The 23798-nt window shown below is 59.8% G+C and carries 15 protein-coding genes and 5 pseudogenes; 11 read left to right on the top strand and 9 right to left on the bottom strand.

Features of this window, described 5'->3' with window-relative positions; all coding sequences use genetic code 11:
- Positions 1-170 precede the first annotated feature (170 nt).
- Positions 171-824, top strand: coding sequence for a hypothetical protein (locus QFZ91_RS23695; protein ID WP_429568704.1), 654 nt, complete (start codon positions 171-173; stop codon positions 822-824).
- Entirely contained in the window at positions 755-994 is a 240-nt protein-coding gene (locus QFZ91_RS23700; protein WP_429568705.1) for a hypothetical protein, read from the top strand. Before QFZ91_RS23695 ends, QFZ91_RS23700 begins: the two co-directional genes overlap by 70 nt.
- 470 nt (positions 995-1464) lie before the next feature.
- On the opposite strand, the gene QFZ91_RS23705 is transcribed toward QFZ91_RS23700, so the two are convergent.
- A complete protein-coding gene (locus QFZ91_RS23705; RefSeq protein ID WP_429569124.1) occupies positions 1465-2478 on the bottom strand; it encodes an IS110 family transposase in 1014 nt (337 codons plus the stop codon).
- Between the two features lie 1811 nt (positions 2479-4289).
- A pseudogene (locus QFZ91_RS23710) lies at positions 4290-4879 on the bottom strand (IS110 family transposase); the annotation flags it as partial.
- Between the two features lie 336 nt (positions 4880-5215).
- Here QFZ91_RS23710 and QFZ91_RS23715 point away from each other — a divergent pair.
- The 8 genes and pseudogenes from QFZ91_RS23715 (at position 5216) to tnpC (ending at position 14027) form a co-directional block, all read left to right on the top strand.
- Positions 5216-5929 (top strand): HAD family hydrolase, encoded by a 714-nt coding sequence (locus tag QFZ91_RS23715; RefSeq protein ID WP_176369547.1) that lies wholly within the window; start codon positions 5216-5218, stop codon positions 5927-5929.
- Positions 5926-7476 (top strand): mannitol dehydrogenase family protein, encoded by a 1551-nt coding sequence (locus QFZ91_RS23720; RefSeq protein WP_429568706.1) that lies wholly within the window; start codon positions 5926-5928, stop codon positions 7474-7476. Before QFZ91_RS23715 ends, QFZ91_RS23720 begins: the two co-directional genes overlap by 4 nt.
- A gap of 338 nt (positions 7477-7814) precedes the next feature.
- Positions 7815-8510, top strand: a complete 696-nt coding sequence (locus QFZ91_RS23725; protein WP_429568707.1) for an FkbM family methyltransferase — start codon at positions 7815-7817, stop codon at positions 8508-8510.
- A gap of 121 nt (positions 8511-8631) precedes the next feature.
- Positions 8632-9954 carry an IS5 family transposase gene (locus tag QFZ91_RS23730; protein ID WP_429568708.1) on the top strand — a complete coding sequence of 441 codons (1323 nt, stop codon included), beginning with the start codon at positions 8632-8634 and terminating at the stop codon, positions 9952-9954.
- Between the two features lie 159 nt (positions 9955-10113).
- A pseudogene (locus QFZ91_RS23735) lies at positions 10114-11409 on the top strand (IS5 family transposase); the annotation flags it as partial.
- Positions 11410-11612: 203 nt separating this feature from the next.
- Positions 11613-12005: a transposase gene (locus QFZ91_RS23740; RefSeq protein ID WP_429568709.1), complete on the top strand. Its 393-nt coding sequence runs from the start codon at positions 11613-11615 to the stop codon at positions 12003-12005.
- A 12-nt stretch (positions 12006-12017) separates the two neighbouring features.
- Entirely contained in the window at positions 12018-12365 is a 348-nt protein-coding gene (tnpB, locus tag QFZ91_RS23745) for an IS66 family insertion sequence element accessory protein TnpB (RefSeq protein WP_429568710.1), read from the top strand.
- A 51-nt stretch (positions 12366-12416) separates the two neighbouring features.
- A pseudogene (tnpC, locus tag QFZ91_RS23750) lies at positions 12417-14027 on the top strand (IS66 family transposase).
- Positions 14028-14214: 187 nt separating this feature from the next.
- Here the strand turns inward: tnpC and QFZ91_RS23755 are convergent.
- The 7 genes and pseudogenes from QFZ91_RS23755 to QFZ91_RS23785 all read right to left on the bottom strand — a co-directional run bounded on the left by QFZ91_RS23755 (position 14215) and on the right by QFZ91_RS23785 (position 21270).
- Positions 14215-15213, bottom strand: a complete 999-nt coding sequence (locus QFZ91_RS23755; protein WP_429524073.1) for a TylF/MycF/NovP-related O-methyltransferase — start codon at positions 15211-15213, stop codon at positions 14215-14217.
- Between the two features lie 526 nt (positions 15214-15739).
- Entirely contained in the window at positions 15740-15934 is a 195-nt protein-coding gene (locus QFZ91_RS23760; RefSeq protein ID WP_429568711.1) for a type II toxin-antitoxin system RelE/ParE family toxin, read from the bottom strand.
- A pseudogene (locus QFZ91_RS23765) lies at positions 15888-16341 on the bottom strand (hypothetical protein). Before QFZ91_RS23765 ends, QFZ91_RS23760 begins: the two are co-directional and overlap by 47 nt.
- A gap of 700 nt (positions 16342-17041) precedes the next feature.
- Positions 17042-17452: pseudogene (gene ssb, locus QFZ91_RS23770) on the bottom strand (single-stranded DNA-binding protein); the annotation flags it as partial.
- A gap of 91 nt (positions 17453-17543) precedes the next feature.
- Complete coding sequence (locus tag QFZ91_RS23775) at positions 17544-18413, bottom strand: MFS transporter (protein ID WP_429568712.1); 870 nt, start codon at positions 18411-18413, stop codon at positions 17544-17546.
- 319 nt (positions 18414-18732) lie between these two features.
- Entirely contained in the window at positions 18733-19869 is a 1137-nt protein-coding gene (locus tag QFZ91_RS23780) for a hypothetical protein (RefSeq protein ID WP_429568713.1), read from the bottom strand.
- Positions 19870-20163: 294 nt separating this feature from the next.
- Positions 20164-21270, bottom strand: a complete 1107-nt coding sequence (locus QFZ91_RS23785; RefSeq protein WP_429522659.1) for an IS5 family transposase — start codon at positions 21268-21270, stop codon at positions 20164-20166.
- Positions 21271-22306: 1036 nt separating this feature from the next.
- Here QFZ91_RS23785 and QFZ91_RS23790 point away from each other — a divergent pair.
- Complete coding sequence (locus tag QFZ91_RS23790) at positions 22307-23755, top strand: FAD/NAD(P)-binding protein (RefSeq protein ID WP_429568714.1); 1449 nt, start codon at positions 22307-22309, stop codon at positions 23753-23755.
- The last annotated feature ends 43 nt before the right edge of the window (positions 23756-23798 follow it).

Below are 23798 nucleotides of genomic sequence, written 5' to 3' on the forward strand. Positions count from 1 at the left end.
GATTTTTCGAAGGATCCGAGCGTCGAGGCATGTCGGGCGATTCGCCACGCAGAGGTCGTGTTTCACGCCGGATGTCATGAGGGCGTTGCCCGCTGGCTGATCTCGCCGGCGACGCGGACGTCGTCGACATCGATACCGGTCACTATCAGGTCGGCCAGTATCGGCCCGACATGTACCGCGCGATGGCGTCCCGGGTGGTGGGCGCGGCGCGCGAGTCGGGCGCCGTGGTCCTGATCGAGCCGGGCAGTGCGATGGTGACGGACCTCGTGACGCGCTTCGTGCTGGAGGCCGCACACGGTGCCGGGCTGCGCACCCGGATCGTCGCGGGCATTTCCAGTCTGGAGCATCTTTGCATCACGTTCGGCATCGATCCGTCCAGCGGGTTACAGACCGTGCTCGCACAGGAACTCGTGGCACGGCGAATCAGGCTGAGCGCCGGGCTCGATACCGTCGTCATCCAGCCCGGTTACTTCGACACGTTGTGGCACGTGGGTTGGCCGCAATCCCGTGCCGACCGCTTTAACGCGCTGGCCGAGACGCTGTCGCTGTCGTTCGGGCCGCGTCAGGCAATGGCGCTGGTCAGGTTTCCGATGCATCCGGCCGACATGACGCACGAATTCTGGTTCAAGCTGGCCGACCTGCATCGAACGGTGCAGATGATGACGCCGCTGCACACGCTGTTCGTACCCGCATCGGATGCGGCGAGCGCGATGCGACGTTCTGGTCGCGCATGCACGTGTGGGAACGCTCCATCGTGTTTCTCGAAACCGGCGCGGACGGCTCGCCGCTGCAACTTGCGCCGATCGCGTCCAACGTCGCCCTGAAGCAGATCGAGGAGCGGCTCGACGACGATCTCGTATCGTCGTCACGCACGCTGGCGGATGCATGGCGACGTCAGGCGCTGGCCCGGAGCACTGCGAGGATCGGATTCGCGCGCAAGGCGGGCACCGATGAGGCCGCCCCGGCGATGCCGGAGCGGATCGACCGGCAATGAGCCGGGCAGCACGGCGTCCATTCCTTCGCTGTCCGATACTTCTGTAGGGCATTGTCACCCGTTGAAAGGCCGTTGGAAAGCGGTACAGCACTACGCACAAGGCGCGGCCTTGCGTTGTTGCGAAACCTTCGCCAACCCCGCGTGAAGCGAAGCGCCGCGACGCATCCGGTATTTCGTTCATCTGGTTGCGGAACTGATCCGCACCAGTCACCCATCGGGTTCAAGGCGAGTGCCGGTGTTCTGGTCTTCGCCCCTGGCTCACGTGGAGCCCCAGAAAGCCGTCGGTACCAGGCCAATGTCCATGGGGTGAGACAACAATATGGTTACCTGTGTGGGCACCAGGCTTGCTCGGGCTCATGGTCTGGGCGTCTCAGTCGTTACGCTGCATCGGGGATGGCCGGGGGGGTGTCCCAATCAACTTGCTGGTTTGATGCCAACAAAGCCGGCGGGCTCGTCACCCCCCGCCAAGGTCAGCCGAAACATCGGTTGAGGTCAAAGGGTTTGCCCTCCCGCATCATGTAATAAGCGGCACGCGCGAGCTTGTGCGCGAGCGCCTTCATGGCCACGACGGGCAGGCGCTTTGACTTTTTGCGATCATAGAAACGTCTGGCCTGTGGACAGCAGCGCAGCGCTCCAGCGGCGGCTTCGACGAATGCCCAGGCAAGGTAACGGTTACCGTTGCCTGCATTGCCTTCGCCCTTTTTCTTGCCGTTGGAGATGCGCTTGCTGTCCACGCAGCGGCAATAGGAACTGAAATGGCCGACGCTGGCAAAGCGCGCGATGGTGCCGGTTTCGAGCATGATGGTGGCCGCCAGGATGTCGCCGATTCCCGGCGCACTCTTGAGGATGTCGAACTGCGGGCGCAGCTTGACTTCCTTGTGGAGAATGGCCTCAAGCGCCTGAATCTCTGCGCACAGCGTATGGAGCACGGCAAGGTTGGCCATCAACGCGCGCTCGACGTGCGGCGGCAACGCGAGTGCTCTCACCGCGTCGTCGTCGAGACGCTGCACGTGTTCTCCATTGATGCGTAGATTGAGCTGGCTGGCGAGCAGGCTTTCGATACTCAGGATGTTCAGGGTGCGTTGCTGGACAAGCTGCATGCGCTTGCGTGCCAGGTCGCGCAACGCGCGTTCGTGCGACGGATAAATGTAGCCTTCGGGCAGTAGTCCAAGCCGAAAAATATGGGCAAGGAATACGGCGTCGTGTTCGTCACCAGAGTACTTCAGGCCCTCGTACTGCCTGATCGCTGCAGTATTGGCCAGATGTACGGCAAAACCGGCGGCCATCAGTCCGTCGACAAGCCAGTACCAGTTGAACGTTGATTCCACGACTACTCCCTGCAGTTCATCCCGATAGGGCCCCAGCGCGGACACTATGAGTTGGAGCTCATTGGTGAGCCGCTTGCAGTACAGCACCCGGTCCTGGTCGTCAATGACGGCGACTACGGCGTTGTTCGAGTGCAGATCGATGCCGCTATACTTCATTTCAGCGTGCGACACGTGTCGCCGTCCGCCGGACGTAAATCGGCGAACGTAGTAGACGGCAAAGCTCTTTCTTGCCTTGTCACACTCGGTGTCGAAACACCGACTGAGCTGTGACCTGCTGTACGACCAGCAGTTGCCTATCTGGACGTGCGCGATTGGTAACGATCGGGTTCGAAGCTCCGGAGACAACGTACCCTTCAGAAGACGGTTCACCGTGGCGACACGGTAGGAATCGACACTGCCAGCAGCCGTGCGGTGTAGGGGCAAGGCAAGTTCCGCAGGCGTAACCTAAGTGAATCGCTGTACAACCCTCGTAAGAAGTGACGAGCCAAAGCTGCTGGGAGGCTCAAACCAAAAAGGTAGGTAGCCGGTTGCCTTGCTGCTGAATCGGGGCACGTCGTCGCGAGCGCTACCGGGGGAGAAGCGGACGCTAAACGGACAGGCGCATGGGTATCTTAGTTGCGTCGGCAAGATTGGGAACGTGGTAAGCCCGATTCTTCGCTGTCAGTTCAGGGCATCGGACCGGTAGCAGGTGACTCGCGAGGGAAACTGTCGGAGAAGCGGGTAAGAGAACGCGGAGAAAGCGAATGGTGACCTGTAGTCGGCCACATAGGGGTTCAAGATTTGCCTCGACCTGAAAGGGTGCAGACTTCCGCGTGGTGCAGTTGTCGCAGGTCCATGTTAGAGATTCACTGGAGGGAAGCTTGTGAGAGACCGATATCGTTACGGTTCAGCGCCCTTCGTCTCGGCGATGAGGCGAATCAACAATGTGATGCTTGCGAAGGGCTCGTGCAGCTTTCGAGACCGGCGTCCGTGCGACGCTTAATGCTGTGCGCGAGCGCAGTGCGATGAAAGTCGCATGCTGCGTTCTTCGGGGGCCGCGCTTTCGAGAGGAAACGTGGCTACCCTCTCTCCTGAAAGGGTCGGTTGAGGGCTGCATCTCAACTCTAGACCCTGGCCGCCCCCTTTCTGGGGCGGCCAGGAGGCCTTTCAATGATGATCAACTTGTCGAGACGGGGGGCGTGTTGCTTCACGCGATGAAGTTATTCCGGGCCCATGGTCAGCGACGAATCGTTTTGCGATGGAGGCTGGCGCTGCGTATCCGGGTCGCCAGTTCCCTCACTCGATTTGTCGCTGCGCTTTCACGCGGCGTTGCAGGGGGGCGCAGTTGACCGCCAGAAACAAGGTAGAAGCCATCGCGGAGATCATGTTGCAGACGAAGCGTTCTCCCGTCGCTCGTCCAACTGGCGTTTGCGTCTTGAATGCGACACGCTCGTGCCGCTGATGTCATAGGGCGTGCTGGTAATTTTGAAGGGTTCTTGATCTGCCCAAGACGTGTGGAAACCCATTGCTAGGGCAGGCTTGAGAATGTTGCGGTCTTCGGGCTTTGAAAAAGTCTGATCTCAGTCATATGCTACTAAGGCATCTGCTTGTATCCTGTGCTTGCAGCGAGCGATTATTCTTGCTCTGCTCGCTGCGAAGCTTTTTGGGCGGACCGTCAGAATTCCTGATAGACCTGACGTTTTTTGCCGGATTTCCGATCGAATGCGAGAGGAGAATCAGCTTCGAGCTGGGCGTTATCGACATATCATGCCTCCGCCGGTGACCACCTGATCCGGACCGTCAGGCTTTTACGATGGGCGGTTCCGCAATGCGGCAACTTTCACAAGTTCAAAATGCAAGACTGCTCCCTTGCATTCTATTCCCTGACCGCCAGAGCAGTTGTTCGGACGCTTCGGTTTCAGCAAAGGCGTGTTGCGGCGCTTTTCGCAGGTGTGAGGTTCCGACCGCAAGGACGCAATTGGTGAATATGGGATGACGATTGTTGCGGCCTGAGTGCCGGGCACGATCACAGCCTGTTCGGCGAGCGCCTGGACGATCTCGGCCGCAAGACTTTTTCCCATGCGCGACGCGGCGTTTGGTGAGGCGGTTGGCGAGTTTTTTTTCACTCGTATCGGCGCTCGGTGGGCGACGACTATCGCTGCAGGACGATCAAGGCGTGGCCCAGACCCCGATGCAGTACGGGATGGATCTGGGTAAGCAGGCCGCGAATACTGTTGCCGGTCCGCGTGATTTGTGCGGCGAGGTCATCGTCAAAGCCGCACAACATGGTGAGTTCGGCGATTGGTTCGTCGGCCAGTCGAAGCGTGCGCAGCGTGTGCGGCATGGAACGCGCGGCTTCAGCAATGACGGCGGCATCGCGGGCACTGGTCTTGGCTTCGCGTGCATGCAGATCGGCGATGCGGCGCATGGCCAGACCCGGCAAATAGGCGACTAGAACACCTCCATCGCACGCAACTGCCACGGGCAGCGCGCCAATCGTGGCAGGCCGATCGACAACAACCAGAAGTTGGCCGTGCGCCTTGAGTTCCGTAATGAGCGCGCGCGGTTTGGCTTCATCGACGCCCCCTGATAATGAGTGCGACTGGGGGCGAGAATTATGCCGAGCCTGGTTGGCCAAACCCCCGATTGTCGGGACATGAAGAAAATAACGGGGTGAACCTGCTGCTAACCGGCAGCGCACTGACGATGACCAATGGCTTGGCGTCGGCGGGGCAATGTGGGTGTACGCATGATTGAACGCATTAGCGTGGGATTTTATCTTCTTCGCCATGCCCGAAACCCGTGACAGAAGTATCGAAGACGTCGGAACGGGTGCGGAAAGGCGAGACGTTCGCACTACAGCCGGCGTTGCGCGAAGACTTGCGCGCCACAGTAATCATCTTGGGGGAAAGCAATGATCGACATCGCATCCAGCGACGCGCTGGAAAACTATTTGATGATTTGTGACTGCGACGGCGTGCTCGTGGACAGCGATGCCATTGCCGAAAGCATTATTGTGGAGCGACTGGAAGCGCTATGGCAGCAAACTGGCGTGCAGCGGGTCGTGCGTCCGCTGCTCGGACTGCGCACAGAGGCGCTGGTGGCCCGCACGGCCGCCGCACTGGGCAGGACAATCGACGAAGCTCAGGCTGCCTCAATCGACGCGGAAGTTGTACGCGCCGCGGTGCAAGCGCCGATGACTGCGGAGATAGACGAAGTGCTTGCCGCGATTTCCTTGCGTAAAGCTGTAGCGAGCAACAGTTTCGCGGACTACGTCAGGCGTGTACTCGATCGAACGGGACTCGTCAAGTTTTTCGGGGAGCGGGTCTTCACAGCTGACATGGTGTCGAATCCGAAGCCGGCGCCCGACGTGTACCTTGCTGCTGCCCGTCGTTTGCGCGTGGCGCCTGAACGTTGCGTTGTGGTGGAAGACAGCGTGACGGGAGCCAAGGCGGCGGTTGCCGCCGGCATGACCGTGCTCGGCTTTGCCGGTGGAGCGCACGCACCGGACGAACGGGCAAAGAACCTTCGTAACGTCGGGGTGAACGCGGTGTTCTACAGCATGCGGGAGCTTCCGTTGCTGGTCCAAAGCTGGACGCAGGACCAGCTTGCTCGCGACGGGGAATGAAACGCGGCAGCGAGAAGAGATTTTCTCGGCTGCAGCTCGATCTGACAGAATACCTTTATCAGCCGACAATGAAACAGCAACTCCTGTCTAACGCCACTCTCGGTCAATTGAATGACCGCGTGGCAGTTCCCGCCTACGACCGCAACCGGCTCACAGCGGGTATCGCGCATATCGGCGTTGGCAATTTTCATCGTGTGCATCAGGCGCTTTATGTGGATCGGTGCCTGCATTTACCGGGACACGAGGCGTGGGCCATCTGCGGTATTGGTCTCGGCAGTAGTACGTCCGCCCTGGCAAAGGTTCGGGCTTTGCACGCGCAGGACTGCCTCTATACGGTAACCGAGTTCGACTCGGATGGCAGTGCGAGCACGCGAGTCATTGGCGCGATGATCGATTATCTGCACGCGCCTGCCGATCCGGAAGCCGTGTTGCGCGAACTGGCCGGTCCGGCGATCCGCATTGTCTCGTTGACCATCACAGAGGGCGGCTATAACTTCGACGAAGCGACGGGCGAGTTCAAGTTTCACGAGCCCGATGTCGCGCACGATCTGGCGGGAGCACTGCCGCGCACGGCGTTTGGGTTTATCGTCGAAGCGCTGCGGCGCCGTCGCGAAGCGAACGTCCCTGCCTTTACGGTGATGTCCTGTGACAATCTGCGGCAAAGCGGCAATACAGTCCGGCGCGCGGTTTTGAGTTTCGCGCAGGCGGTCGACCCGGGACTTGCGGACTGGATCGCGGACAATGCCACTTTTCCCAACGGCATGGTCGACCGCATCGCGCCGCAGGTTACCCCCGAAGTTCGTGCGAAGGTCGCCATCATGTCGGGCATCGACGACGCGACGCCCGTTGTCGCGGAGACGTTCACGCAATGGGTGATCGAGGATCGCTTTAGTAATGGGCGTCCCGCATTCGACGCCGTGGGTGTCGAAGTGAAGAGCGACGTTTCGGCCTACGAGGCGATGAAAGGGCGCATGCTGAACGCGTCCCACATGCTGCTTGCGTATCCGGCAATATTGCTCGGCTATCGTTTCGTTCACGAAGCAATGAGCGATCCGGATATCGCTGCGCTTTTACGAGCGTTTTTTCAGCATGATGTCAGCCCGATTCTCGAGCTGCCTCCGGGCGTTTCATCTGAAATATACGAAGAGAAAGTGCTCGAGCGATTCGGCAACCCGGCTGTCGCCGATCAACTTCTTCGCGTTGCCCACGACGGCGCGGCCAAGATCCCTGTGTTTCACGCAAAGACGATCGACAGGTTGGTCCACGACAAACGCGACATAAGACGCGAAGCGTTGCTGCTAGCCTGCTTTCAGGAGTATCTGAGGGGCGTTGACGATCGCGGTGAAATTTTCACGGTGGACGAGAAGAAACTCACTGCGGCGGACTGGGAATTGCATAAAAGCAGCGACCCTCTTGCTGTGCTGAACATGTCTTCGTTCTCGTCACTGCGCCTCGCAGAGAAAAGGGCCTTCGTCGAGCCTTTCTGCCTGCTGCAGGGCATCGTGTCACGGGGGGATACGCGCATGGCGCTTCGTGAGGCACGATGAGCGTATTTTTAGCCATTGTCAAATTGCCAAATCGGTCGCGTAGATCCCTGCCGTCCTTTTACCGTTGCTGCGCGAGCACCGCTTATCTCGCTGCTATCCGCATACGCCCGTCCCGGAAAACAACCAGAGAGACCTTGCCGACTACTTGCAGGCCCCCATGAAGGAACGGCCGGGCACCGGTCCAGTTCGCGACTTGATGCCGCGATGGCCATCTTGATCATGACGTTCAGTATTTCAGTGCGGCCGACCGTTTCAAACTGCTCTACGTGTCGCGCCTGCGCCGGCAAATTCCCGCTGGTTGCAGTGCGACGATTTCTAGTCAACTCCAGCAAAACACGATGGATCGTATCAGCGGACATACGTTTTTCCGGCGGTTTTTGCAGCGAGACAGTGCTGTTATCGATCTGGGCGCGAACAGCGGTACGTTTTCCCGGCTGATGTCGGAGGAATACGAATGCGTATGTTACGCGGTCGAGCCGAATCCCGACTGTTTTGCGCGGCTCGACGGCATGGCGTGCGTGAAGCAGCCCTTCAACCTCGCGATTGCCGATCGTGCAGGGACGATGAGCTTCTTCGTGGCGGCGAATTCGGAGGCATCGTCGTTCGTTCGCACCAGCGAGAACAATCGCGAGATCCAGGTGTCCGCTGTGCGGCTCGACGTGTTCACGCAGCAGCAGGGAATCGCGCAAATCGATTTGCTGAAGGTCGACATCGAAGGCGCCGAGGTGCCGTTGCTTGATTCACGGCCGGACGCGTTCCTGCGTAACATTGGCCAGATCGCGTTCGAATTCCCTGATTTTTGTGGCCTTGTGGAGAAGAGGGATGTCGCCCGGCTTGAGCAGCGGCTTGAACCGCAGGGATTCCGGTCGATCAATTTCTCGAAGGAATCGCACGGGCACGAAGATCATCTGTCCGTAAACCGGGCGCGGTGTCCGCTCGGCTACGTCGAGTATGCGACCACGAGGTATGTGGCGAAGTACCTGTTGTGCGTGGGCCGCATCATCGACCGCTGGAGGCGCGGTGGCAGTAAGTAGTCGAGCCTGATCAATTCGGAGAGCCTTGCGTGGCAGAGCTTTGAGGCCGAATTGGTGTTGTGAGATTTGCAGGATCCTGGCACATTAACGTGAGAATCCTGCATTTTTCGACGAGGTGCGAATGGGTCCGAAGACGCCTGTGACGGAGGGAGATTTTTTCCGCCAGCCGCTGCGCGAACAGATCAACCTGAAGCATCCGTTGATACGTTTGGCCGACCTGATCAACTGGGAGCGACTGGGCGCATCAATGAGCGAAAGCTTTGTATCGCGCAAGGGACGACCGGCGACATCGCCGAGGCTGATCGCCGGGTTGCTGTATTTGCAGAACGCGTTCGACCTGTCCGACGAAGAGGTCGTCTGGCAATGGGTAGAGAACCCGTACTGGCAGGTGTTCACCGGTGAGACCTACTTGCAGACCGAACCTCCGATCGACCCATCGAGCCTGACGCGTTGGCGCAAGCGAATGGGCGAAGCCGGCGTTGAAGAGTTGCTGGCCGAAACGATCGAAGCAGCAAAACGCGCTGGCGTGATCAAGGCTTCGAGCGTCAAGCGCGTGATTGTTGATACGACCGTCATGGAGAAGGCGATCGCCCACCCAACCGATTCGCGCCTGCTCGAACGGTGTCGCGAACATCTGGTGAAAGCCGCGGCACGGCACGGTCTGAAACTGAGGCAGAACTACAACCGCGAGGCGCCGCATCTGGCGCTGCAGATTGGCCGCTACGCTCACGCGAAACAGTACAAACGCATGAGGAAAGCGCTGCGCACGCTGCGCTCGCGCGTTGGACGGGTGATGCGCGATGTGGAGCGGCAGGTCAACCAGGTGGCCGACCTAGGCTGCGCTGAATTAACGGAACTGATCGCCCGCACGAGACGCATTCTGGCGCAGAAGCCGAAGGACAAGAACAAGCTTTATGCGCTGCATGCACCGGAAGTCGAGTGCCTGGCCAAGGGCAAGGCGCGCAAGCCGTACGAGTTCGGGGTGAAAGTTTCGATCGCGACGACCCACAAGGAAGGACTGGTGGTTGGCATGCGCTCGATGCCAGGCAATCCGTACGACGGGCACACCCTGGCTGAAGCGCTGGAGCAGGCGGCAATCCTGTGCGACGCCACGCCGGAGGTCGCCATCGTCGACCGTGGCTACAAGGGTGTCGCCGTCGATGGTGTGAAGATCTACCACCCGGGCTTGCGGCGGGGCATTACACGCGGACTACGCGCGATGATCAGACGGCGCAGCGCAATCGAGCCAGCAATCGGTCACATGAAGACAGACGGAAAACTCGATCGCAACTGGCTCAAGGGTGCGCTCGGCGACGCGATGCACGCGGTGATGTGCGGCGCAGGACACAATCTACGGATGATCCTCAGGAAGCTGCGGCTTCTTTGCGCCTTCATTCTGACCGCCTTGTTCAACCACCGACTTGCTCGGCTTCAATCCCCGTAACTACGGTGCTCGGCAAAACGAATTGTTCAGGACGGACTAAGTAGTCGGACCTGAACATTCCGGAGAGCCTTTTGCAGCAAGGGTTTGAAGCGGAAAGTTGTTGATGCATTTGCAGGAACCTGGCAGATTGTGGGTAGTTTCCTGCATGTCGAGGTCTGGATGGGTCCGAAGACAGCGGTGAGCGAAGGCGATTTGTTCCGGCATCTTCTGCGCGAGCAGATCAACCTGAAGTATCCTTTGGTGCGTCTGGCCGATCTGATCAACTGGGATCAACTGGATGCGTCGATGAGCGCGAGCTTTGTCTCACGCAAGGGTCGTCCGGCAACGTCACCGAGACTGATTGCTGGCTTGTTGTATCTGCAGCATGCGTTCGATCTGTCGGACGAGGAAGTGGTCTGGCAATGGGTGGAGAACCCGTATTGGCAGGTCTTCACCGGCGAGACGTATTTGCAGACCGAGCCCCCGATCGATCCGTCGAGCCTGACACGCTGGCGTAAGCGCCTGGGTGAAGCTGGCGTTGAAGAACTGCTGGCCGAGACGATCGAAGCGGCGAAGCGTGCGGGCGTGATCAAGGCCGCAAGCGCGAAGCGCGTAATCGTCGACACGACGGTCATGCAAAAGGCGATCGCCCATCCAACCGATTCGCGCCTGCTCGAGCGGTGTCGCGAACATCTGGTGAAGGCCGCGGCGCGACACGGGTTGAAGCTGCGGCAGAACTACAACCGCGAGGCGCCGCACGTGGCACTTCAGATTGGCCGCTACGCCCATGCGAAGCAGTTCAAGCGCATGAAGAAGGCGCTGCGCACGTTGCGCTCGCGCGTTGGGCGGGTGATGCGTGATGTGGAGCGTCAGCTCGATTCAGTTTCCGACACCGGGCGCAGCGCGCTAACGGAGTTGATCGGCCGCACCAGGCGGATCCTGTCACAGAAGCAAAAGGACCGGAACAAGCTTTACGCCTTGCATGCGCCGGAAGTCGAATGTCTGGCCAAAGGCAAGGCCCGCACGCCGTACGAATTCGGCGTCAAGGTGTCGATCACGACGACCCACAAGGAAGGGCTAGTGATCGGGGCGCGCTCGATGCCGGGCAATCCGTACGACGGCCATACGTTGGCCGAGGCGCTGGAGCAGGCGGCGATCCTGAGTGACGTGAAGCCGGAAGTGGCCGTTGTCGATCGCGGCTACAAGGGTGTCATCGTTGATGGCATGAAGATCTACCATCCGGGATTACGGCGCGGAATCACACGTGGACTACGCGAGATGATCCGAAGGCGAAGTGCGATCGAGCCAGCCATCGGCCACATGAAGGCAGACGGGAAGCTCGACCGGAACTGGCTTAAAGGCGCGCTCGGCGACGCGATACACGCAGTGCTGTGCGGCGCCGGCCATAACCTGCGGATGATCCTCAGGAAGCTGAGGCTTTTTTACGCCGCTGTTCTGACCGCCTTGCTCAACGCTCAATCGCTGTCGACTGCCAGCCGTGAGGGCAAGCGTCGTCCAAAGCGAATTATTCAGACCCGACTCACTAGACACGGTCTAAGAACGCGGATGCCTCAAAAAGTGCGTAAGCATCTGATTTGTACCGTTCCCCGTCTTGCGTAGAAGATGCAATCATCGCCTGCGACGGACACGAGTGACCGACTCTGTCCACAAACTGCGGAATGGACACAGTGCCTCAGACAGTCGAGTTACCTGCCAAGCGCCAGAATCGACGGCATCCATTGGAATGGAAGCGATCGGTCGTCGAGCAGACGTTTGAACCCGGCGCGTCGGTCGCCAAGGTCGCTCGCGACAACAACATCAACGCCAATCAGGTGTGGGGCTGGCGGAAACTGTATGCTCAGGGTCTGTTGGTCGAAGGTGCGCAGACGCAGACCATGTTGCCTGTCGTTGTCGATGTTCAGTCCGATCGACCGGTCGTCCAGGCGCCGGAGGTGACGAACGCTCTGGTACCTCCGCAGGCTGCAAACGGCAGCATTCAGCTTCAGCATGGCAATACGTCGGTCTGGAGAGAAGGCGTGCCCCGACGCGACGATATTGCGCCTGGTCCTTGAGGGGATTCTGCGATGATCGGGCCACCTACAAACACACGGATCTGGATCGCGGCCGTCGTCACTGACATGCGCTCCGGCTTCAATTCCCTTGCGGTGAAGGTACAGATGGTGCTTGAGAAGGATCCATACGGTGGCCATGTTTTTATCTTCAGGGGCCGCCGTGGTGATCTGTTGAAGGCGTTGTACTGGAGCGATGGCGGCCTATGTTTATTTGCGAAGCGTCTTGAGAAAGGGCGTTTTGCATGGCCCCGCGCCGACGCCGGCGTCGTGGCGTTGACCACCGCTCAACTCTCACTCCTGCTCGAAGGGTTTGACTGGCGACAACCCGTCGAGGCGGCACGCCCGCGCAGTGCTTTGTAAACGTCTGTTACCCGATGATCCGTGTGCGGCAGATGGTCGTAAACTGTCGCAATGGATCTGACCGATACCGACCTGCCCGACGACATTGATGCGCTGAAGGCGCTGGTTCGCGCGCATGCGGCGTCGGCTCACGCAAACGCGCAGCGGGTCGTCGAATTGCAGGACCAGCTCAGTTCCCGCGTAATCGAGATCGAACATCTGACTGACGATTGCGAAGCTGCGCCGCATGCAGTTCGGTCGCAAGTCTGAGAAGGTGGAGCGTCAGATAGAGCAGCTTGAGCAGCGACTTGAGGACCTGCAGGCAGACGAAGGTGCGGCCACCCAGGCTGACTCAAAGAAGGCGCAGCAACGGCGCGAGAGTGCCTGTCGCAAACCACTACCCGATCACCTCGAGCGCGAAGAGCGCGTGCATCGGCCCCTCGAGGAACACTGCCCGGGATGCGGTGGCGCGCTCAAACCGCTGGGCGAAGACGTTTCCGAACAGCTTGAATACGTGCGCGCGCACTTCCGCGTCATCCGTCATCGCCGTCCCAAGTTTGCCTGTTGGTGCTGCGACTGTATCGTGCAGGCCTCAGCGCCGAGCCGGCCGATCGATCGTGGCTTGCCGGGTCCGGCTTTGCTCGCCCACATCACGACATCGAAGTTCGCATACCACATCCCGTTCTATCGCCAGTCCATCATGTATGCGCGTGACGGCGTCGAGATCGAAGCGGGCCCCATGGGCCACTGGCTGGGCAGTCTGACATGGCTACTCAACCCTCTGGTCGAAGCAGTGCGCCGCAACGCGCTTGGTGGCACCAAGGTTCACGCCGACGACACCCCGCTGCCGGTGCTCGCGCCGGGCAATGGCAGGACGAAGACCGGTCGGCTCTGGGTGTATGTGCCCGATGATCGGCCCAGTGGTTCGGACGAAGCGCCGGCCGTCTGGTTTGCCTAGCGCCGGCCGTCTGGTTTGCCTATACACCGGATCGTCGCGGCGAACATCCACAGCGTCACCTTGCCAACTTTACGGGCGTACTGCACGCAGACGCCTTCACCGGTTATGCGGATCTGTACCTGGACGGTCAGATTCACGAAGCAGCGTGCATGGCGTATGCACGTCGAAAGCTACATGATCTACACGCTGTTCGGGCATCGCCGATCACCAGCGAGGCACTCGAGCGCATCGGCGCACTCTATCGCATCGAAGAACAGATTCGTGGCAAGCCGCCTGAAGAACGACGGCGCATTCGCCAGGAGAAGGCTGTGCCGCTGCTTGATGACATGAAGCGGTGGTTCGAGGCGACGCTTCTCACTCTGTCCGCGAAATCAGACACCACGAAAGCGATCCAGTATTCGTTGAATCGCAGGCCTGCGCTGGTCTATTACTGCAGTGATGGTCAGGCAGAGATTGACAATCTCATAGCCGAGCGCGCGTTGCGCGGCGTAGCAATCGGAAGACGAAATTTTTTGTTTGCCGGTGCGGACTCAGGCGGAGAACGTGCAGCCGCGATGTACAGCCTGATTGGATCTGCCCGCATGAACGGTGCTGATCCCGAAGCCTACCTGCATTACGTCATCGAGCGCATCGCCGATCATCCAATGAACCGCATCGACGAACTGTTACCTTGGAACGTCGCTCCTTTGCTGCCCTCCGCCTCACACATCGATCCCGTTCGATAGCAGCCGATCCACTCGCGCGTCAACAAAATCTGCGACGGTGCAGGTCGAATGCTTACGCTATATCTACGTCAGCACACCGTTAAGAACGTCAGCTATAGCAACGTGCCGCTCGGATTTCGGGCGGCGCATATAGTGACGCTGGGTTATCGATGGTAGGCCGGAAATCCGTTGCATCGGCGGCTAAGGTTCAATGCATCCTGATCAGGAAGTACTGCGATCCCTTGAAGATCTTGTAGAACGGCCTGCCAGCGGGAGACGTCATGAATTCGTCAAGCGCAAGCAACGCACCGTAAAGGCCCGGCGTCGCTGTCGGGTCTTCCGCGATGATGATGCCGCCCTGTGCCATCAGCGGGGAAACCTTGTGAAGCGCAGCAAGTGTTGCCTCGTACATGTCGACGTCGATGTTCGCGACCGAGATCTTTTTGATGCCAAACGGCAGGTCATCGGCGCAAATGTTCACAGCGATCAGCTCGAACTCCGACGAGACGTCCGACATGACCGTCTCGCGGATGTACTTCATCGTTTCGTCTTTGCCGTACAGCCGGTGCGTGCCGGACCACAGCGCGTCCATGCTCCCGACCGCTTCTTCGTAGGTGAAGCCATCGTACGTGTCGAGTAGCCACGCTTTCCTGCACGGAGCCCCCACGCAGGCGAGCTGGTCGAGATAGTTTATGGCCGTCAGCGCCGAGCCGCCGCGGTACACGCCGATCTCGACATAGTCACCTTCGACTGTCCGCGTGATGTCGAGCGCCTCGCAAAGATTTTCATGAATCCCGGTGTGGAGGTGCGAGACAGCATGCCCTTTTTCTGTCCACGTCTTCACCATTGCGTTGTGCGCCAGGCGGTTGACGAACCGATATTCGGTTTTGGCAAAGTTTAGATGCGGAACGAATGTGCCGCCATGCTGCTTGATTCGGCGGAGGACTGGTAGCGCATCGGAATCGCATTGCATTCCGATGTAAAAGACGGCTTCCGAGATCTCCTGCGGAGCCAAACCATCCACGTTCGTGAGCACCGGCCCGATTGAATCGCTCACATCCTGCGGAATCGGCTGGTCTGAGACGATGAACTTCCGCTTTGTCGGGAAAGTCTCCGGGGCGACGCTTTTCGAGGTCTGGGTGGTCGGCTCGAAAAGCGTAAGGTTGGCGAAAAGAGGATCGCCAAGAAAGCGCTCGAAAATGCTCATGACTCGTCGCACACCGCGTGAAAGCGGCGTGTCGCAAGCCCGGCACCACATGGCCCCTTGACGACGTATCTGTGACGCATTGGTGTCCTCGATTGGAAAAGACGTTATGGAACCGGGTTGTGTTCCGTGACTGCAAAGCAGCGACGAATCTGTCCAGATGCAGTTCTTTCTCTGTACCCGCAGAAAGCGTGCCGGCACGAGCCGCTGCAAAGCAGCCTATGCACCATGTCGAGTCTGCACGTGAAAATCGTTGACGAGACGTCTCTAGGCGCGGATATCAAGCAGGCGTCTGGACGTCGGTTTTCCGACAAACCGTTCGTTTTGTGTAAGCATCTGATTGACCAATTTGCACAGACAGACGCCGCGACGGTAGCGGCCGGGTCGCTGAGTCTGAGATGATCAGGCATCGCACATCCTTGAGGGCGATCCCAGCAATCTGGTGCCGATGCGGAAGATGAAAGTCCCCAAACGCCGCAGCAATCGGCTGCGTTGGGCGTGCAACAGTCCGGATCTGTATCTGATGGCGCTAGCCTTGATAGTACAGTGTCGGGCGCTGTCGAAGGCCGTCAACCTTGGTGCGGATTTTTTCTACCAACCCGAGTGCGGCATCCGGATTGTCGCGGCCAATATAGTCGAGTATGTCGAATAGATCGTTTTCTGCCTGTACCTTCCATTCAAGCCTTCGCACGCTTACCCTTCCGCATCGCCTCGATGCGTGCATCGGCTTTCTTCATTACGTCGTCGTGCGCGATTGTCGGCCGCAGGTCGTCGATGGCGTCCTGTACCTGCTCGCGCACCCACTTGTCGTAGGCGGCAGCGCTCGCATGCGTGGCCTTCATCGCCTCGGCGCGGTCGGGCCGGCTGTGCCGGTCGAGCTCAACTTCATCTGGGCGCCAGGCCTCGAGCGAAAATTTCCCTGTCTGCAGGCCAAGTTCGCGAATCACTTCGAGTGCCTTGGCTGGATTGCGAAATGCGCGGGGCCGGCGATTGTTCGACGTAAGAAGCACGGCCGTACCAGCGGGTTTCCAGTTCGACGTAGAAAGAGCCGCCTTGGGCTTTCAGAATGGCGGACAGGACGCCGCCCGCGTGAGCGGCAGCCGTAGCCTGAGAGAGGTCCAAGGTTTCCATCGTCTGACTTATAAATGTAGTCTGCACGATTAATAATACGTCGTGTCGCGACCGCGTGCGGGAATCTATGCTATCTGGGGACTCACTGGGGGGCTGTCGGTTAACGGGTCGCAACCCAACCTTGCAACTTATATGACCGCAACAGCAGGAATCATCGAGCATCGGGCCGATGCGGGCAACGAGCGCTGATTGGTGACACGGTGAATCCCGACCAGGTTGCCCGCTGCGTAAAGCGTGACGACCACCTTGTAGAGCATCCCGATTTATTGAGAATTTTTGAGCGTACGCGAAAAGACCCTCGCACCGGCAGAGAGGCGATGCGGGCGAGGGACTGGCAGTCACGCTAGGTTAAGCCAGCGAAACGTGCTACGCTTAAGCCGGATAGCATCGGCGATATCGCTTCCGCACTGCGTCAGTGATACATCGCGAACGCGACATAGACCAAGCTCGTGCAGAGGTAGTTAGCTGCAAGCAGCCAATACCCCAGTTTGCTAGAGTCATGTGCCCTCCATAAGGTGGGTTCGTGATCCGAAGGGGCCCGCCTGAATCTTTCGACGGACGTGGGCGAAGTCCCTTCCCCATTTGAAACGGCGCTGATAACGGCGCCGTTTCCATTTGAGCGTAAGGCGAGCTCAATCGACAGATTACATACTCCAGCCATTGTTTTCGGAGGTTACGGCATATCTCAGCCCCAGGCCGATGACATCGCGCGACCAACACTTCCACCGCCGCTACGCTCCGCGGCTCGCCACGGCTGTAACCGCCTTCATCGCCGCACCGCCTCGGCCGCCGAGCAACTGCATCTGTTCGCGACTTTCGGTCGAGAAGCGATCGGTGCCGTCCTGCGCCTGATAATTGTAGTGCGGATGCAACTTTCGACGTACATCGACACGCCCTTCTTCAGATATTCCGCGACGATTTCCGCGAGGCAGCCGAAGAACGCGACGCGGTGCCACTCGGTGGCTTCCTTCATTTCGCCCGACGCCTTGTCCTTGTAGCGGTCCGTCGTCGCTAGGCGGATGTTCGCCGCTTCGTCGCTGCACAGAACAGCGCGGACTGGACAATCGGCCTCGAGGTTGCCCGCGAGAATGACCTTATTCACTGATGCTATGGACTCCTTTCTGTCGGCTCCGTTGCTGGCGGTACAGCATGCACAGTGCACGTCTTGAGCCAGCGCTTTTTCCTATGTGCGGCGGCTGTTTTCAGCTTGCGACGATTATAAGCCAGCAAAATACCAGCCCGGAGCAGGCGGAGAAAACCGCGCTCTGGCCGTTCACCTTCAGCAGCCACCCGCCGACCATCCCGCCCAGCGCGAGACCGATCGACTGCGTGGTGTTGTATACGCCGGCCGCTGCTCCCTTGCGGGTACCGGGCGCGAGCTTCGACATCAGCGAAGGCTGCGAGGCCTCGAGAATATTGAAGCCGAGAAAGTACACGAACAGGATGGCCGCCACACTCAGAATCGTATGCGGAGCAACGCCCAATAACAACTGGCCGGTCAGGATAAGAGCGATCGCCGACAGCAGCACGATCTTCATCTTGCCGCGCTTCTCGGCGGCGATGATCGCCGGCACCATCATCACGAACGACAGCCCCATTACCGGCAGATACACCTTCCAGTGCGACGCGACCGGCAACCCGCCCGCTTCGAGAATACGCGGCACGACGAGGAACAGCGCGGTTTGCGTCGCGTGCAGCACCAGCACGCCGAAATTCAAGCGCAGCAGCTCGACGTTGTGCAGCACTTCGGCGAACGGCGCGCGCACGTGCACCGGCTTCGGCGCATCGGGCACGACCCACACCACCACACCGATCGCGAGGATCGCGAACACGCCGACCAGCGTGAAGAGCCCGCTCATGCCGAGCCAGTGGAACACGATCGGCGCGCCGACGATCGCGACCGCGAACGACACGCCGATGCTGCCGCCGACCATCGCCATCGCCTTCGTGCGATGTTCCTCCGCGGTCAGATCAGCAATGAACGTGATCACCGCCGACGACATCGCGCCGATGCCGGGAATGGTCTTCGCGTCGATCGAGAAGACCGGCATGATCATGAAGAGACCCAGCATGCGCACGCCATGCCAGTGTCAGAGCAACTGAGCCAGCGGAACACGATGGGTGTGGAGTCGATTCAAGGACGGGCCGGGTTCGTTGCGGAACCCGGCCCGTCTGCCCTTCTGTTACCTAAGACCGTTGCAGGTCCGGTACCGAATCACTCGCAGCCTTCGGCAGCGGCCGTGCGCTGCACGCCCCAGGCACCCGTAAGCGTCCGCGGCGCGCCATTAATGCTGACCTGGATGCTCCAGGTAGCTGCCGCCACATTACCCGCGAAGCGGCCATTGAACTGCGCGCCGCTCGAGACTGCCACCTTTGGTGGCCAGCGTGCCGTCAGTGTTGACGACGCCGCCGATGTTTCGTCCGCCGCGACGCCGCGCTGCCGCGCGACTCCTTCCGCACCCATTGGCCACATCCGCCGGCAACCGCCGACAGACGATCGTCCTTTCGCTTCGCAGCCTCGCGCGCCTCCCGTTCGATCTGCCGCGCGACCGCGCCCTTAGGCTTGCGCAGCTTGCGGCGCATCCACTTGTGGACCCGCCGGACGCGGCGCGAGACGGTCCGGCCTTCCATCTTTTTGAGCGGAACGGTGCAGAAAATTGCCACTCCTGGGACCAGCAGCAGGAGGGCGGTCATCGCATTCGCGCAGACATTGAGCGGCTCGGGGTTCAGCCACGCGTAGTAGCTGCCAACAAGGACGATACCCAGCAGTACGGCGGACGCACTGATGAAGGCCTTGGCGATGAACAGCGCGACCCATTTCCACGCGAAGACCACAAACCGCGAGCGCTGGGCCGCGCCGCTGGCGCCCGCGACGAGATACGCGCACCACTGCGGCAGGACGAACATCGCCAGGCTGCCTAGCAGCAACGTGCATTCGTCGTTCACCGCAAGGAACCACTCGGCGCCCTGGGCAATGACCCGCGCCACGAGGTTTCGGGCTACGCCGTCGAACCCGAACATCCCGGCATTGCCTGACCACCAAAGCAACCCGACACTGGCAAAGAATGCGACAAAGAACGCGAGCCACATCGGGAAGATCGCCTCTGGCTCACCCTTCGCTTTCTGGTTGAGCACCCAGCCCATGAATAACAGGACGCCGGCCGTGATAACTAGAACCGTCAGGTAGGGGTGCGCCAGAACGAAGCGGCTGCCTGGCGAGCTCTTGTTGAGCGTGATCGAGCGACATCCGTTGACCAGCCTGTATCGCCCAGGTCCGCTGTTGAACGGATGAACCTCCAGCACCTGGCGCTGAAGGACGTCGTTTCCAAAACTGACCGTTGTCATGTTCCGGTTGCCATCGACGCGCTGCCCGGCGCTGTCTCCAGCGGCGTCACCTGAGAGCATCACTTGCGTCTGGCTTTTATCGGACACCACATCGGCGCTGATTCGGCCCGCGTCCCCAGTGTAGTGCCCGTCGAGTTGCGGCCAGAGCACTGCCCACAGATACAACGCAATGGCGGCGATCATGGCCGTCGCGAGGCACACTCGCCGAAACCAGCTAGCGTCCCGCTCCGGCGCGACGATCAAGGCCTTTTCGCCCCGGATCCCCAGGTCCGCTGCCTCTCCATCGCCACAGTGAGCGTGATCGAGCGATGAAGATCTAGCAGGCTGTTGAAAAGCGCCCCGTCATGACGACCGAAGCTACGTTCAGGAGACTTGCGCGTGCAATTTCCCGCTGAATTACCGGTTTGCCGCGCGATCCGCGCGGGGCATGCGCACGCATGCAGCCCCGCTGGCGCGCAGTCTTCACGCCGTGACGGCTCATCGCGCCGCTCCTTGCGGCACCACCCCTGGCATTCGGGCCATGCGGGTCAGATTGCTCGCAACCATCGTCAGCTTGAAGTGCTGGTCGACGCGCTTGATACCGCGATAGACCGTCTGCCGGATCCGACCGACCGTTTTACCCCAGCCGAAATGCTCTTCGATTCGTTTGCGGATGATCTGGCTAATCCGGTAGCCTGTATGCCGCGAAGTGCGACCATCGATTGCGCTGCCGCCCCAACGCTCATCGTTGCGCGCGACATGCGGTGTCACGTTGCGAGCGCGGCAATCGTTCACGAAGTCGCGGGTGTCATACGCCTTGTCGGCACCAACTGTCTTCGCATGAGCGCCTGGCACGCAATCGAGCAATTGCAATGCGCTGGCCCGCTCGGCGAAACCATCTGCGTGACTCACCACGGCGCCGACCACCAGCCCCGAGCGATTCTCCATCAGGATGTGCCCGTGGTAGCACAGGATGGCCGGGCTCTTGTGGCTCTTCTTGAACAATCGCGCCTCCGGATCAGTAGTCGACTCGTGCGTGGCATTGCTACGTCGCTCGCCTTTCCAGTCAGTGTCGGCGTTGCGGCCACCGCCGGCTGGCGGACCATCGTCCGGGCCGTCCTTGCGGCGGAAGCTCTTGTGACTGGCCCACGCCTGAATCAGCGTGCCGTCCACCGAGAAATGCTCTCTCGACAGCAAGCCCCGCTTGTCCGCCAGGCTCATGACTTCGGTGAAGAACGCTTCCACGACTTCATGCTCCAGAAGCCGGTCGCGGTTCTTCGAGAACACCGAGTGGTCCCACACCGCGTCCTCAATCGCCAGCCCGACAAACCAGCGGAACAGCAGGTTGTAGCGCATCTGCTCCATCAGCATGCGCTCGCTGCGCACCGAGTAGAACACCTGCAACAGCAGCGCCCGCATCAGCTTCTCAGGCGCAATCGAGGCACGGCCGGTGTCCGCGTAGATGACGCTGAACAGCCCGTTGAGCCGTTTCAACGCGTCATTCACCAGCAACCGGATCGGTCGCAACGGGTGATCTGCCGGGACGAAGTCCTCGAGCTTGACCGTCGTGAACAGGGGTTCCTGCATCTCATCCATTCCGCGCATCGCATCCGCTGCCAAAGATCATGAACACGATATCCATAACGCCCGTCCCTCAAACCCCGTTTACACGGGACCCAAATTCAACAGCCTGCTAGGCGAAGGGGGGGGCGGTCGCCGGGTGCGCCGGCGAAACGGTCAACGGCGTCTGACATGGTGCGCTTCTTTTTTTTGTCGAGATTTACCGGTATCGGCAAAAAACCCGTTATTTGAAGAGCGCGTGCAAAAAATTTTCAGAAGGCGGCTCGACCGCCGTCAGCCTTGCTTACCCGCCTCTCCTGTTTGACGGTACTCAGCGAAACGCTCACGTATTCGGGGGATGGGCAGCTCAACCCTGTTCACCCTGCACGATTAAAGCTGCTCACGTGAGGACAGCTGCGCACACCGTGCAACTGCCGCGTGCGACAACTGACCGGATACCGCCGCACCCAGAACAACGCCAGGTGATGGAGGGGCGTGAAGCCGACTGGGGGAGACGGAGCCCACCTACCTCCCCGCCGCTCGCGCAACTAATTTCGTTGCTACCCCTGCGCGCCGCGACACTTCACGGGAGCTCTTGTCCATCAATGAGAAGCTGCCAAAACCGTTGATGCGGCAATCCATGTCCCGAAATGAAGGGTATGAAAGCCCCAACTATCCGAGCCTCAATTTGCGGAGTATTGTTGACGCCCCGTTAGCCGGCCCCACTGTCTGAGGGTTCGTGGACAGCGCTGCGATGCCATTGAGGTGTGGCGAGGTCTACGCGAAATAGGTGCGCTACTGGGTTTGAACGGCACCCTCCAGACGGCACACCCATCCGTCCCGAACCCATTCATTTGCGATGCGAATCAGTGTTATCCAAACAATCGATTTTGTAGCTTGGGGCGAAATGCCGCATAGTCGCTTCCTGCGACGCGCGGCACAGCTTCCGACTATCCGCGCCAGAAAGAGAGCTTTCCTGACGTGCCCCGATTCAAGCGACTCCATCGGAGCGGGTATCCATCTGAACGTCAAAATTAATTTTCTGCGTGAGCGGATACGAACAACCATCGGAGCCGTGGCAATGACTGTATCGATTGTGATAGTGGGTGCCGGCTTTTGCGGGACGATGACGGCCACATGGCTACTGTCGGATCAAACCGCAAAGCCCCTGTCGATCGCACTGGTCGATGACAGCTATAGCGTTTCGCGCGGTATTGCTTATCGGTCAGACGAAGAGGGCTGGCTCCTGAACGCCCCCGCACGGACCCTCAGTGTTGAGCGGGACAACGGCAACGGCTTTATCGATTATTGCCGACTGCGGGGCCGTCCTGCCGAACCCGATGATTTCCTGCCACGTGCGTGGTACGGTGATTATCTTGCACATCTGCTAAAACAAGCCGTCGAAAACCCCGGGAAGCATCAGTTTTCTCAACATGACGGATACGCCGTGGCGCTGAAGCCCGTCGAGGATGGCCGAACGGAGGTTCATTTGCACACGGGTGTGGAGATTTCTGCCGATCACGTCGTTCTTGCGACCGGGCACAGCGATGGCCGCCGCTCCATCACTGTAGCAGCGACCGGTGGCGCTTCACTCGATCAACGTTTCCTCGCGAATCCCTGGGACGCAGTTAAACTGCCGACCGTGCCGGATGGCAGCCATTTCTTCATGTGCGGGTCTGGTCTGACGGCACTCGACGTTGTTTACGCGCTGCACCGGCGCAGCGAAAAGTTGCGCTTCACGCTTATGTCCCGCCGTGGTTTGTTGCCCCAACACCACTGCCAGTCACCGCCGAGACTTCAGCCAGAAGCGCGGCGGTCGCTTCTCGATCAACTGACTGCCGGCCCTAGGCATTGCACCACTGTCGTACGCAAAGTCATTGCTGAACATCGCGCGAGAGGCGGTGACTGGCGCGAGGTGATCGATAGCCTGCGTCCAGCGGTACCGCAGATCTGGTCAAACTGGTCTGAGGCCGACCGGCGCGCTTTCGTGCGCCATATTGCGCCTTACTGGGACACACATCGTCACCGACAGCCAGCTTCCACGGCAGCGTTTGTCGCGTCACTCAGGATGAGTGGGCGTCTCTCGCTTATGGGGGGGCGAATCGAGACAATCAGCGCACATGGCGACGGGCTGCTGCTGGCTATTCGCCCGCGCGCAGCAACGGGCTCGCGCGTTGTGCACGCATCGTATTTCGTGAATTGCACCGGTGTCGGGATGGCTCCAGCGCATCGAGCTACGGCGTCAGATACAGAACCGCATGCAGATTGCATACACCGGCCTATAGCACACGTGTGTGATTCTCTTTTTGATCAGTTACGGCGCGACGGGATTGCAAAATTTGACTGGGCGGGGTTGTGTGTTGATGAGTCTTACCGCGTGGTTCGAGTCAATAGCTGTACGAATCCATCGCTGTTTTATATTGGCCCTGCGCTTAGAAGACGCTTTTGGGAGGCGACGGCGGTGCCGGAATTGCTATTGCATATCGAGCGGATGACGGAGATCATAATGCGGCAGGTTTCTGCACGTTAAACGCGAGCGCATTGCCTGACAGGGGCGTGGATCCAAGCGGGTT

It is taken from the genome of Paraburkholderia sp. JPY419 (assembly GCF_050435705.1).
In the GTDB taxonomy this organism is placed as follows: Bacteria; Pseudomonadota; Gammaproteobacteria; order Burkholderiales; family Burkholderiaceae; genus Paraburkholderia; species Paraburkholderia youngii.

Bases quoted from the DNA above. Each gene is read 5' to 3' on its own strand.
- QFZ91_RS23785 (WP_429522659.1), bottom strand. From the start codon at position 21,270: ATGCGCGGAATGGATGAGATGCAGGAACCCCTGTTCACGACGGTCAAG.
- QFZ91_RS23725 (WP_429568707.1), top strand. From the start codon at position 7,815: ATGGATCGTATCAGCGGACATACGTTTTTCCGGCGGTTTTTGCAGCGA.
- tnpB (WP_429568710.1), top strand. From the start codon at position 12,018: ATGATCGGGCCACCTACAAACACACGGATCTGGATCGCGGCCGTCGTC.
- QFZ91_RS23775 (WP_429568712.1), bottom strand. From the start codon at position 18,413: ATGCTGGGTCTCTTCATGATCATGCCGGTCTTCTCGATCGACGCGAAG.
- QFZ91_RS23780 (WP_429568713.1), bottom strand. From the start codon at position 19,869: ATGATCGCCGCCATTGCGTTGTATCTGTGGGCAGTGCTCTGGCCGCAA.
- QFZ91_RS23730 (WP_429568708.1), top strand. From the start codon at position 8,632: ATGGGTCCGAAGACGCCTGTGACGGAGGGAGATTTTTTCCGCCAGCCG.
- QFZ91_RS23695 (WP_429568704.1), top strand. From the start codon at position 171: ATGTACCGCGCGATGGCGTCCCGGGTGGTGGGCGCGGCGCGCGAGTCG.
- QFZ91_RS23740 (WP_429568709.1), top strand. From the start codon at position 11,613: ATGGACACAGTGCCTCAGACAGTCGAGTTACCTGCCAAGCGCCAGAAT.
- QFZ91_RS23720 (WP_429568706.1), top strand. From the start codon at position 5,926: ATGAAACGCGGCAGCGAGAAGAGATTTTCTCGGCTGCAGCTCGATCTG.
- QFZ91_RS23760 (WP_429568711.1), bottom strand. From the start codon at position 15,934: ATGCACGCATCGAGGCGATGCGGAAGGGTAAGCGTGCGAAGGCTTGAA.
- QFZ91_RS23790 (WP_429568714.1), top strand. From the start codon at position 22,307: ATGACTGTATCGATTGTGATAGTGGGTGCCGGCTTTTGCGGGACGATG.
- QFZ91_RS23705 (WP_429569124.1), bottom strand. From the start codon at position 2,478: ATGAAGTATAGCGGCATCGATCTGCACTCGAACAACGCCGTAGTCGCC.
- QFZ91_RS23715 (WP_176369547.1), top strand. From the start codon at position 5,216: ATGATCGACATCGCATCCAGCGACGCGCTGGAAAACTATTTGATGATT.
- QFZ91_RS23755 (WP_429524073.1), bottom strand. From the start codon at position 15,213: ATGAGCATTTTCGAGCGCTTTCTTGGCGATCCTCTTTTCGCCAACCTT.